The organism is Alistipes timonensis JC136, assembly GCF_900107675.1.
Classification (GTDB): Bacteria; Bacteroidota; Bacteroidia; order Bacteroidales; family Rikenellaceae; genus Alistipes; species Alistipes timonensis.
Window position 1 is genome coordinate 196,948 of record NZ_FNRI01000003.1, and the last position, 12,335, is coordinate 209,282.

General features: G+C 58.9%; 7 protein-coding genes. 6 read left to right on the top strand and 1 reads right to left on the bottom strand.

Translation table 11 applies throughout. From position 1 onward, the window contains the following. The gene (locus BLU78_RS05270) at positions 1-1,173 is read left to right on the top strand and encodes a glycosyltransferase family 2 protein (RefSeq protein WP_010261534.1); all 1,173 of its coding nucleotides are present in this window, start codon (positions 1-3) and stop codon (positions 1,171-1,173) included. A gap of 57 nt (positions 1,174-1,230) precedes the next feature. Beyond that, positions 1,231-2,397 (top strand): hybrid sensor histidine kinase/response regulator, encoded by a 1,167-nt coding sequence (locus BLU78_RS05275; RefSeq protein ID WP_010261536.1) that lies wholly within the window; start codon positions 1,231-1,233, stop codon positions 2,395-2,397. On the opposite strand, the gene BLU78_RS05280 is transcribed toward BLU78_RS05275, so the two are convergent. After that, positions 2,387-3,433, bottom strand: coding sequence for an endonuclease/exonuclease/phosphatase family protein (locus BLU78_RS05280; protein WP_026020688.1), 1,047 nt, complete (start codon positions 3,431-3,433; stop codon positions 2,387-2,389). The two genes, BLU78_RS05275 and BLU78_RS05280, sit on opposite strands and share 11 nt — an antisense overlap. Positions 3,434-3,540: 107 nt before the next feature. Between BLU78_RS05280 and BLU78_RS05285 the strand changes: the two genes are divergently transcribed. The 4 genes from BLU78_RS05285 (at position 3,541) to BLU78_RS05300 (ending at position 12,330) form a co-directional block, all read left to right on the top strand. Continuing rightward, positions 3,541-4,500 carry a UDP-glucuronic acid decarboxylase family protein gene (locus tag BLU78_RS05285; protein ID WP_010261542.1) on the top strand — a complete coding sequence of 320 codons (960 nt, stop codon included), beginning with the start codon at positions 3,541-3,543 and terminating at the stop codon, positions 4,498-4,500. A gap of 451 nt (positions 4,501-4,951) precedes the next feature. Next, on the top strand, positions 4,952-7,471 hold the full coding sequence (locus tag BLU78_RS05290; RefSeq protein ID WP_020692050.1) for a zinc-dependent metalloprotease: 2,520 nt from the start codon (positions 4,952-4,954) through the stop codon (positions 7,469-7,471). A 52-nt stretch (positions 7,472-7,523) separates the two neighbouring features. Further along, a complete protein-coding gene (locus BLU78_RS05295) occupies positions 7,524-10,847 on the top strand; it encodes a SusC/RagA family TonB-linked outer membrane protein (protein WP_231290788.1) in 3,324 nt (1,107 codons plus the stop codon). Positions 10,848-10,860: 13 nt separating this feature from the next. After that, positions 10,861-12,330: a RagB/SusD family nutrient uptake outer membrane protein gene (locus tag BLU78_RS05300; RefSeq protein ID WP_010261548.1), complete on the top strand. Its 1,470-nt coding sequence runs from the start codon at positions 10,861-10,863 to the stop codon at positions 12,328-12,330. Positions 12,331-12,335 lie beyond the last annotated feature (5 nt).

Here is a 12,335-nt window from a genome sequence, read left to right on the forward strand (position 1 = left end):
ATGACTGTCACAGCTATCCTTTTCTGGGCCTGCGTCCTGTTGGTCGTCTACACCTACGTCGGATACGGCCTCCTGCTGGCCGCGCTGGTGAAGCTCCGCGAAGCCCTGTGCCCCGCCAAACGGCATCCCGTTCCGGCCGAAACGGCCGAAGCGACGCTGCTGATCGCCGCCTGGAACGAGCAGGAGATCGTGGCGGAGAAGATGGAAAACTGCCGGGCGCTGAAATACCCGGCCGGAAAACTGCACATCGCCTGGGTGACCGACGGTTCGACCGACCGCACGCCCAAACTGCTGGCGGCATATCCCGAAGTCACGGTGCTCCACGACGCCCGGCGCGGCGGCAAGACCGCGGCCCTGAACCGGGCGCTGGAACATATCCACACCCCGATCGTGATCTTCACCGACGCCAACACGATGCTCAACCCCGAAGCCGTGGAGGAGATCGTGCGCTGTTTCGACGACCCCAAGGTCGGATGTGTCGCGGGCGAGAAGCGCGTGGCCGCCGCGGAGGGCTCGGGAGCCGCCGCGACCGAAGGGGCCTACTGGAAATACGAATCGAAACTCAAAGAGCTCGACTACCGCCTCCACTCGGCCGTGGGAGCCGCCGGAGAGCTGTTCGCCGTGCGGCGCGAACTGTGGCGGACAATGCCCGAAGATACGCTGCTCGACGATTTCGTCTGTTCGATGCTCATCGCCGCCGACGGCTACAAGATCGCCTACTGCAAGGAGGCATATGCCCTGGAGACCCCCTCGGCCGACATGACCGAGGAGGGCAAACGCAAACGCCGCATCGCGGCGGGCGGGCTGCAGTCGGTATGGCGTCTACGCAAATTATTAAATCCCTTCCGCTACGGCGTGCTGTGGTTCCAGTACGTCTCGCACCGCGTACTGCGGTGGACCGTCACTCCCGTCGCGCTTGCGGCGCTCGTGCCGCTCAACATCGCCCTGTTATGGTCGGGCCATCCGCAGCTCTACGCCATGATACTGGCCCTGCAGGCGCTCTTCTACCTCACGGCCGCCGCCGGATGGATACGCGAACGCCGCGGCCGGCAGGGAGGCTTGCTCTCGGTGCCCTACTACTTCCTTTTCATGAACCTCAACGTCTTCCGCGGGGCCTGGTACCTGGCGACCCACCGGGGCCGCGGGGCCTGGGAAAAGGCACGGCGCGCCTGACGTTTGCACATCTGCGGATTTTTTATTAGATTTGTTTACCATAAACTGCTGATTTCCATGAAAAACATCGCCATAAAGCCCGAAGATTACACCATTCTGGCAGTCGACGACATCGCCACGAACATCATGCTGCTGAAAGCCGTGCTGAGCCGGGCGAAGTACAAGATCGTCACCGCTTCGGGCGGGTTCGAAGCGCTGGAAAAGGTCGCGGAGGTGAACCCCGACCTGATCCTGCTGGACATCATGATGCCCGACATGGACGGATACGAGGTGCTGAAGCGGCTCAAGGCGGACCCGGCGCACGAGGATATTCCGGTGATCTTCCTCACGGCGCTGCACAATCCCGAGGATATCGTCAAAGGATTCAAATTCGGGGCCAGCGACTACATTTCCAAGCCGTTCAACCACGAAGAGCTCATCACCCGCGTGGCGCACCACATCTACCTGGCCGCCGCGCAGCGGACCATCATGCAGCAGCGCGACGAACTGCAGGCGACGGTCGAAGCCCGCGACAAGATGTATTCGGTGATCGCCCACGACCTCCGGTCGCCGATCGGCACGCTGAAGATGGTTTTCAACATGCTCTCGATCAACCTCACGGCCGACCAGATCGGCGAGGACAGTTTCGAGATGATCTCCATGGGCAACAACATCACCGAGAGCACGTTCATGCTGCTGGACAACCTGCTGAAATGGACCAAGAGCCAGATCGGACGCATGAACACGGTGTTCCAGGAGGTCGACATTTCGGAAGTGGTGCTTTTCGCCAGCAAGATGTCCGACGTGGTGGCGCAGGTGAAGAATATCGAGGTCGAATACGACATTCCGGAGGCGATCACGGTCAGCTGCGACGTGGACATGGTCAAAACGATCATGCGCAACCTGATGTCCAACGCCATCAAATACAGCCAGGAGGGCGGCAAGATCGTGGTTTCGGTCCGCGAAACGCCCACGCACGCCGCAATCTCGGTGCGCGACAACGGCATCGGCATCAAAGAGGAGGACATTCCCAAACTGCTCAACCCCGAGACCCACTACACCACCTACGGCACGAAGAACGAGGAGGGGTCGGGACTGGGACTGCAACTGGTGCAGGACCTCACGCACCGCAACGGCGGCACCCTGACCATCGAGTCGAAAGAGGGCGAAGGTTCGACCTTCACCTTCACCATCGCCAAGGAGCAGCCCGAACAGGGGCCGGGCAAGGACGAAGCTACCGCCTGAGCTGCAGCTCGGCGATGACGGCCTTGTGGTCGCTCACATCATCCTGCGGCATGTAGTAACCTACGCCCGCAAACCGGTTGTCATAGAAGATATAGTCGATTCGCAGCACGCCGCCCAGATAGCGGAACGTGCCGCCGAATCCGTTGCCGACAGCCCGGAACCCGTCGGTCATGCCGCCTTTCAACTGGCGGTAGGTATAGGACGAGGGTGTGTCGTTGAAGTCCCCGGCCACGATGACCGGGTAGCGCGTGGAGTCGATCACCGTGCGGATTTCGCGGACCTGCTGTGCACGGATACGGCTGTTGCGTTCCAATTCGCCGATCACCCGCTCGACCGGGACATCGCGGTCGTGATCCTTGCGGAAACGGTGCCGGAGACTCGAAATGCCCGACGTCTGCAAGTGCACCGAGAAAATGCGCACCGTGTCGCCGCCGATCTTCACGTCGGCCTGCAGGTAATCGTTGCCCGAACCGGGGAAGCGGACATAGCGGTGGCCGACAATCGGGAAACGGCTCAGGATGGCCTGCCCCTCCTGATGGATGAACCAGGGCATGTGCGAGGCGAAAAGCTTCGCGATGCTGTCGGGCGGGAACGTCCGGTCGTCGATGAACTCCTGCAGGCATACCACATCGACCTTTTCGCGCTTCATCAGCGACGCGATGCCGTAGCCGGTGACCGAGGTCGGGCCGAGGCGGCGGAAACCATAGGCGTTGAGCGTCGCCACACGGATGTCATGGGGCCCCTTGCTGTCGAAATCGGGCAGCTGGACCATCGCTGAGATATAGCCCAGGTTGAGCGCCAGTGCCGCAACGGGCATCAGCGCCACGCCCCACTGACGGCGGAAAAGCCACCAGATAAGCGCCGCGAAGTTCAGCAGCAGGATAACGGGCATCAACAGTGCGATCGAAGCCCAGAAATTCCCGGCCTCGGGCGAAATGAACGAAGAACGCCAGCTCAACACGGCTGCGGCCAGCAACAACGCAGTAAAGGTCACTGCGAGACCCTTTAATAAATAAGATACAGCTTTTCGGCCCATAAAGTATGTTATTTCGACCTAATTTGTTTATTTAATTGACAAAGATAGTTCATTTTTAAATAATAATCCTACCTTTGTGCGTCTGAATCAAACTTCTTCACCTGAGAATGAAGCGAATATTAATATCGGGCGGCGCCGGATTCATCGGCTCGCACCTGTGCGAGAGACTGCTGGCGGAAGGGAACGACATCATCTGTCTCGACAACTATTTCACCGGTCACAAAAGCAATATCCGGCACCTGCTGCCGCACCCCAATTTCGAGGTGATCCGCCACGACATCATCTACCCCTACATGGCCGAGGTCGAGGAGATCTACAACCTCGCCTGTCCCGCTTCACCGATCTACTACCAGCACGATCCGATCAAAACCACCCAGACGTCGGTGATCGGAGCGATCAACATGCTGGGCATGGCCAAATACAACCGGGCCAAAATCCTCCAGGCTTCGACTTCGGAGGTTTACGGCGACCCGCTGATCCATCCCCAGCGCGAGGATTATTGGGGCCACGTCAATCCGCTGGGCATCCGCTCGTGCTACGACGAGGGCAAGCGCTGCGCCGAATCGCTCTTCATGAGCTACTACCGCGAACACGGCATCCCCGTGAAGATCATCCGCATCTTCAACACCTACGGCCCGAAAATGGACATCAACGACGGCCGTGTGGTTTCGAATTTCATCGTCCAGGCGCTTCGCGGCGACAACATCACGATCTACGGCGACGGCGGGCAGACCCGCTCGTTCCAATACATCGACGACATGGTCGAAGGCATGATGCGCATGATGAACAACACGCCCGACAACTTCACCGGACCGGTGAACATCGGCAACCCGAACGAATTCACCATCGCCGAACTGGCCCGCGAGGTGATCTCGCTGACGGGTACGCGATCGAAAATCGTCCACCTGCCCCTACCGGCCGACGACCCCCAGCAGCGGCAGCCCGACATCTCGCTCGCCCGCAACATGCTCGACGGCTGGGAGCCGAAAATCCAGCTGCGGGACGGTCTTCGGAAGACGATCGCCTACTTCGAAGAGGTGCTTTCGCGGGGAGGAATCCGGCGCTGAGACCACCCGACAGATGCAAAAATACGGCCATCATCGTTCAAAAGACAACGAATTCCGTTCAGCGGATCAAAGTTGACCGTACCTGCCCCGACAATCTTTTTATCATATCAACTGGCCGAAAAATAATCGTTTCGGTCACTTCGCATGTTGCAAAATCGAATCGTTTTCAATATATTTGTCATCGACCTTTTCGTCAAAGGAAACAAATTACAATGCAAAATGGCTTTTTCTCCGATAAATTGAAACTCAAAAGCTCGATCAGATTATAAAAACTCCCAAAATTCCCAAATTTATTTACATGCGTCCATTTTCCAAATTCTGTGTCCTGCTGTTCACGGCAGGATTGCTTGCAGTTCCGGCGTCAGGAACGGCGGCATCCAAATCAAAATCCAAAAAGAAAAAAACGAAGACAGAGGCGGTCTCGAAACCCAAGGTCGACAAATACACCAAGATGTTTGTCAACGACAAGTCGTGTGAAACGGCCCAGGGACCCTTTCTGACACTGCACAAGCTCAAAGGCAAACTCTACGCCGAGGTTCCCCTCAAAACGATCGGCCGCGAAATGCTCATCGCTTCGACCATCTCCGAAGCCAGCGACACCAACCTGGGAACCATCGGTTACAAACCGAAGGACCCCATTCACGTCAAGTTCACGCGGATCGACACCACGCTCTACCTCTCCGAGGCCCCCGTACCCCCGCTCTACGACAAGAACGACCCCCACATGACCAAGGCCATCAGCCGCAGCACGCTGCCGGCCATCATCACGTCGTTCAATTTCATCTGCTACAACCGGGACAGTTCGGCCGTAGTGGTGGACATGACCAAGTTCTTCGCCGGGGACAACGCCCAGCTGGCTCCCATGAGCAACAGCAACAACGGCCTGATAAGCATCACCGGAAAATTCAAGAGCGACGGATCGGCCATCGACCAGATCAAGGCGTTCGAGGACAACGTCACGATCAAGTCGTACCTCTCCTACTCGGTATCGGCCAGCCTGCTGGGTCTGGTGCAGCTCAAAAAGGACGAGCCGATGACCATGAAGGTGACGCGCACGATCCTGCTGCTGCCCGAGGAGTCGATGCGGCCGCGTCTGGCCGACGACCGGATCGGCATCTTCCTGACCGGCCTGTCGCGCATCGACGGCAAAAAAGAGACCATCGAGGACTTCTCTGTCATCAACCGCTGGGACCTCCAGCCCAAAGATGTGGAGGCGTGGAAACGCGGTGAACTCGTGGAACCGGTCAAGCCGATCGTCTTCTACCTCGACGACGCATTCCCCGCGCTGTGGCGCGAACCGATCCGCCGCGGCGTCCTGCGCTGGAACAAGGCCTTCGAGAAGATCGGGTTCAAAAACGTCATGCACATCGAGGATTTCCCGAAAGACAATCCCGATTTCGACCCCGACAACCTGAAATACTCCTGCATCCGCTATGTCCCGGCGGCCGTGGCCAACGCCATGGGCCCCTCGTGGGTCGATCCGCGCTCGGGCGAGATCATCAATGCCTCGGTGCTGATGTACAACGACGTGGTGCGGCTGGCCAATACGTGGCGATTCGTGCAGACTTCGCAGGTCGACGAGCGCGTGCGCGGCAAGGAGCTGCCCGACGACGTTTTCCAGGAGACGCTGGAATACATCCTCGCCCATGAGATCGGACACACGCTGGGCCTGATGCACAACATGGCGGCATCGAGCGCATTCCCCGTGGACTCGCTGCGCAGCGCCTCGTTCACGCAGAAGCACGGCACCACGCCCTCGATCATGGACTACGCGCGTTTCAACTACGTGGCGCAGCCCGGCGACCGGGGCGTGAAGGTGACTCCGCCGGACCTCGGTCCCTACGACGAATACGTCATCAAATACGCCTATACGCCGCTGCCCGACAAGAAAGACCTGTTCGACGAGGAGAAAACCATCCGCGGATGGATCGACGAAAAGGTCGGCGACCCAATCTACCGCTACGGCCGGCAGCAGCTCATCGCACGCTACGACCCGACCGCCCTGGAGGAGGACCTCGGCGACGACGCCATGAAGGCCGGCGACTACGGCATCGCCAACCTGAAATACATCCTCTCGCACATGGAGGAGTGGATTTCCGACGAGGAGGACCCCGACTTGTCGAAGCGCATCCGGCTCTATGAATCGATCGCCGGACAATTCGCCCGTTACGTCAACGCCGCAATGCTCAACGTGGGCGGCATCTACCTCAAACAGGTGAACAGCAACACGGCCGGAGGTCCTCAGGCCATCGCCGTACCGAAAGAGCGCCAGCGCGCCGCGCTGAAATGGGTGCTTGCCAAGATGAAGGATTCGTCGTGGCTCGAACAGCCCGCACTGACCGAAAAACTGCCGCTGCACGTGGACCTTTCGTCCATCCTGCGCTTCAACTTCTGCCGTGCGTTCTTTACCTATTACAAGAACGTCATGCTCTCGTCCCACATCTCGGACAACCCCTACACTCCGCAGGAGTATATGAACGACCTCTACGACATCATCTTCGAGAACACGGTCAAGGGCCGTTCGCTGTCGCCGTCGGAGCGGCTCATCCAGCGGATGTTCGTCGATGCGGCCGCTGACGTCGCCGCCAGCGAGGCCAAACGTATGAAGTTGGGCGGCATCGCCGAAGCCTATGCGCCTTCGGTGGACGAGATCGCCCTGCTGGGACTGGACGACACCGGCCTGGTGGAGCGCTACCTCACCCCGCTGCGCGAAGCCGAGGAGGAGCACGGCAAAGGTTTCGTGGCGTCGAAACTCTGGAATGCCGACGCGCTGTCGCACGGCTACGGCTGGCAGTACAACGTCCAGCTGCGGTCGATCGACGAGTCGCGCGCCTTGTTCGTCAATGTCAACGACCGCATACTGAAACTGCTGCGTTCGCGCGTAAAGAGCGCCTCGGGTGAGACCCGGGCCCACTACCAGGGCATGATCTACGTGCTCGAACGCAGTCTGTTCCCGTCACAGAAAAACTAAGAACCCGGGCAGGCCGGTTCATCCGGACCGGCCTGCTTAAATACCCAAGTCTATGCAAAAAATTCTACAGCTTCTCAGCCGGGCACGGGCGCTCCGGCTGGTACTGCTCGCAGCAACGGTCTGTGCAGCAACTACCGTGACAATGGCTCAGGGGGGGGGAAAGCCGATCAACCTGAATGCCACGGTGAGCATCGAAGCGGCGGAACGGCCCGTCGCGGCGATATTGGATGAAATCTCCAAGAAAACCGGCGTCAAAATCGCCTACGACCCCGAAGACATCCGCCGGCTCCCGGCCGTGAGCGGTGACTTCAGGAAAGCAGCGATCTCGGACGTGCTCGATCGCTGCATCGCCGGATCGAGCTTCAAATACCAGATCGAAAACAACGTCGTGCTGGTCTTCGACACGACGGTCAAGACACGCCGATTCACCGTTGCGGGTACGGTTTACGACTCGAACAACACGGTGCTGCCCGGCGCCACGGTCCTGCTGGCCAACGGATCGGGACAGGGAGTCTCGGCCGACGAAAAGGGTGAATTCACCTTCTCCTTCACAACCAAGACGAGTCCCGCCCTGCTGGAAGTGGGATTTCTGGGCATGGAGACACGCCAGGTGGCGGTCACCGGCTCGATGAAAGGGCTCAAAGTGAAGCTCAAGGAGGGCGGCACGCAGATCGAGGACGTGGTGGTCAACGGTATGTTCTCGCGCAACAAGAACACCTTCACCGGTTCGGTGACCACGGTCAAGGGCGAAGACCTCGTTTCGATCTCGAACACCAATCTCATGACGGCCCTGAGCGCCGTGACCCCGGGCATGGTTGTCGTGCAGAACAACGCCCTCGGCTCGAACCCCAACGCCATTCCCGAGATTCTGATCCGCGGTTCGAACTCCATCGCCACCTCGGCCGAGGAGAAGGCCTACAACAACCCGCTCATCATCCTCGACGGCGCCGAAATCTCGATGGAGGAGCTTTACGACCTCGACATGTACGAGATCGAGCGCATCGACGTCCTGAAAGACGCCCAGGCCGCCATCGTCTACGGCGACCGCGCCGCCAACGGCGTGATCGTCATCGAACGCCAGCAGGTGACGGACAGCAAGCCCCGCCTGAGCTACAACTTCGTCCCTGAACTGAGCGTCCCCGACCTGAGTTCGATAAATCTGACCAACGCCGCCCAAAAACTGGAACTGGAACGACTGGCAGGTCTTTACGAAACGACCGACGGGTCGATGGACAAGACCTACGCCTACAAATTGCAGAATGTCCGCCGCGGCGTCAACACCGACTGGATACGCGCCCCGCTGCGCGTCCCGTTCAGCCACACCCATTCGCTTTCGCTGAGCGGCCGCGCCCAGAAGATCGACTACCGGGCGTCGCTGCGTTTCAGCGACAAATACGGTGTCATGAAAGGCGACAACCGCCGCAACTACACGCTCAACTTCTCGGTGGGCTACCACTCGCGGGACAAACTCACGCTGCGCTATACGGCCAACTACTCGCTGACCGACTCCAAGGAGTCGCCCTACGGCACGTTCAGCGCCTACACGAAACTCAATCCCTACGAATCGCCCTACGACGAGTACGGCAACCTGGTGAAGGCTTTCTATTTCGACCCTGAAGACCCCTCGACGACCAGCGCGGGATTCCAGGCCAACCCGCTCTACAACGCTACGCTGTCGAGCTTCTCGACCTCCCGGACCCAGAACCTACGCAACACGGTCGATGCCAAATGGGAGATTACGCCCGACTTCTATGTCAGCGGCCAGTTCAACGTCGACATCGAAAGCAGCCAGTCCGACCGTTACATTTCACCCGACGACGCCCAGTTCCTCAGCAAAACGGAGCCTTCGGAACGGGGAACCTATCGGCTGGGCACCAGCAAAGGATTCAACTACGACGGCAAGCTCGTGCTCAACTACGGCCGCGCCCTCGACAGCCAGGGCTCGGGATTCGTGGTCAACGCCGGAACCGACATCCAGCACACGAACCTCACCTCCTCCTACGTGACGGCCATGGGCTTCCTGAAAGACAACCTTTCGGATATCAAATACGCGCTGGGCTACGATCCGAGCAGCCTGCCCTCCGGCAGCGAGACGCTGCTGGCCAAAGTGGGATTCTTCGCCAGCGGCAACATCTATTTCCGCAACCGCTATTTCGCCGACATCTCCTACCGGACCTCCGGTTCGTCGGCCTACGGTTCGGAGAACCGCTTCGCGCCGATGTGGTCGTTCGGTCTGGGATGGAACCTCCACAAGGAGAAATTCCTCGACGACGTAGAGTGGATCGACGTAATGCGTCTCACCTGGTCGTGGGGTTACAACGGCCAGACCACCGGCAGCCCCTACCAGGCCATCACCACCTACCGCTACGACAACAAAAACATGTACTACACGGGTGTGGGAACCGTTCCGATCCGCATGGGCAACCCCGAGCTGAAATGGCAGCGCGTGTTGAAGAACAACATCGGTATCGACCTCACGCTCTTCAAGGAACGCCTGGTTCTGAGCTTCGACTATTTCCGCAACACGACCAAGGACCAGTTGATGAGCATTCCGCTCCCGGCCTCGACCGGCGCCGAGAATATCACGGTGAACTTCGGCGAGAACCAGAACACGGGTTACGATTTCTCGGTCGCCGCACAGATCATCCGCAGCCGCAACTGGGCATGGACCTCGGTAATCAACGGCTCGCACGTCAAGGACCGCATCAAGCGCATCAGCAATACGCTGAAGAACACCTCCTACCAGGTCGATCTGGACAGCCCGCTGATGCTGCGGTTCCGGGAGGGCGGTTCGCAGTATGACATTTACGCCGTGCGCTCGGCCGGCATCGACCCCGCCACGGGACAGGAGATCTTCATCAAGAAGAACGGCGAATACACCTTCAAGTACGACACCGAAGACGAGGTGGTCGTGGGCAACACGCAGCCCAAACTGCAAGGCACATGGCTCAACACGCTGCGCTACAAGGGGTGGTCGCTGAATTTCGTCTTCAGCTACACGTTCGGCGGCGACACCTACAACAAAACCCTCTGGGAGAAAGTCGAGAACATCGACCCGCGTTATAACGTCGACGAACGCGCCTTTACCGACCGCTGGAAGAGACCCGGCGATTTGTCGCGCTACCTGGCCATCCGCCAAACCACGCAAAAGTACAATTCGGAACGTTTCGTCGAACGCCTCAACGAACTGTGGCTGTCGAGCGCGACGATCTCCTACGAGTTCCAGGCCAAATTCCTCAAACGCCTCGGATTCAAACGCCTGGCCGTCGGCGTCGGCGTTACGGACCTCGTGCGTTTCTCCAGCGTCAAATACGAACGTGGTACGAGCTATCCGTACAGCCGTACGATCAACCTGATGATTCGTCCCACTTTCTAACATGCCGAAGATTATGAAAACGATCAAACAATACAGTCAGACCTTGCTGCTGACGCTGCCGTTGCTGCTGAGCGCCTGCGGGGCTTATCTCGACGTCAATCCCAAATCGGAGGTAACCGACAAGGAACTTTTCGCCACGGCCGAAGGCTGCGAGGATGCCATCTACGGCATCTATGCCGAGATCGGCGGCGATCGCAACGGGCTCTACGGCCAAATGCTCGCCTACAAATACCCCGATCTGATGACCGGCAACTTCACGATCAACCAGAGCGACGACATGGCTTACGTCGTCCAGCGCCAATGGACGCACGACAACGCCATCGCCGTCGCCGAAAAGATCTGGGTCTCGGGATACAAGGCCATCGGCCATGTCAACAAGGCCCTGTCCCATATCCTGCCCAAAGACGACGGCGAATTCCGCCATACACGCCTCTACAAGGGCGAGTTGCTCGCACTGCGGGCTTTCCTCCATTTCGAGATGGCGCGCATCTTCGCCGTATCGTTCGCCTCGGGCGACGCCGCGGCCAAAGCCAAGGCCATTCCCTATGTAAAGAGCTACGGCATCCAGGTCACTCCGTACAGTTCGCTCGACAAGGTGTTCGAACTCATCATCGCCGACCTGACCGAGGCCGAGAAGTACCTCGAAGAGGACAAGACGCTGCTTCCGGTGGAACGCAACAACAGCATGGGCGACTTCACGAGCAACCGCATCACCCATTTCAACCTTTACGCCGTCAAAGCGCTGCTGGCCCGCGTATACTGGACGATGAACGATCTGGAAAAGGCCGAGGACTACGCTCAGGAGGTCATCGACAGCGGTAAATTCCCGCTGAAAACGACCGCCGGGGCCTGGAACGGTCTCGAAACGGGTACGCTCGACATGCAGGAAACCGTCGTCGGTCTCTATTCGACGACCTTCACGTACTACTATTACTTCGACCTGATCCGCAGCTCCACCAGCATGGGCTCCATGAAACTCGCGGAGCAATACACCTCGATCTATGAGGCGGATCAGGAGGGCAATGCCGACCGGCGCTACGTGGCGTGGTTCGACCGGAACAACAACTGGTGCACGAAGCACTACAATGTGATGTACGCTTCCAGCAACGACTCCGGTTCGACGGCGACCTACAACGGCAATTCGATCCCGGGCGTGAGCCTGATCCGCATTCCGGAGATGTACTACATCGTCGCGGAGGCCAACCTCACGAAAGATCTCGGCAAGGCCACCGAGTATCTCGACTACGTGGTCACGTCGCGCGACCAGACCGCGTTCGCCGACAGGGAAGCGGGCAAAATCACCGAGGAGAATATCTTCAACGACCGCCGCAAGGAATTCTTCGCCGACGGAGGCGATTTCCACAACATGAAGCGTCTGGCCCGCGACCTCACCATCCCGGGCATGGGAACTTTCGCCGGCAACGACGACGCGACCTACACGATGCCCATTCCGGCCAGCGTGGAAGACAATTACAGACAATAAAAAAA

Excerpts from the sequence above, each read along its gene's own strand:
- BLU78_RS05300 (WP_010261548.1), top strand. The coding sequence starts at position 10,861 with ATGAAAACGATCAAACAATACAGTCAGACCTTGCTGCTGACGCTGCCG.
- BLU78_RS05275 (WP_010261536.1), top strand. The coding sequence starts at position 1,231 with ATGAAAAACATCGCCATAAAGCCCGAAGATTACACCATTCTGGCAGTC.
- BLU78_RS05270 (WP_010261534.1), top strand. The coding sequence starts at position 1 with ATGACTGTCACAGCTATCCTTTTCTGGGCCTGCGTCCTGTTGGTCGTC.
- BLU78_RS05280 (WP_026020688.1), bottom strand. The coding sequence starts at position 3,433 with ATGGGCCGAAAAGCTGTATCTTATTTATTAAAGGGTCTCGCAGTGACC.
- BLU78_RS05295 (WP_231290788.1), top strand. The coding sequence starts at position 7,524 with ATGCAAAAAATTCTACAGCTTCTCAGCCGGGCACGGGCGCTCCGGCTG.
- BLU78_RS05290 (WP_020692050.1), top strand. The coding sequence starts at position 4,952 with ATGTTTGTCAACGACAAGTCGTGTGAAACGGCCCAGGGACCCTTTCTG.
- BLU78_RS05285 (WP_010261542.1), top strand. The coding sequence starts at position 3,541 with ATGAAGCGAATATTAATATCGGGCGGCGCCGGATTCATCGGCTCGCAC.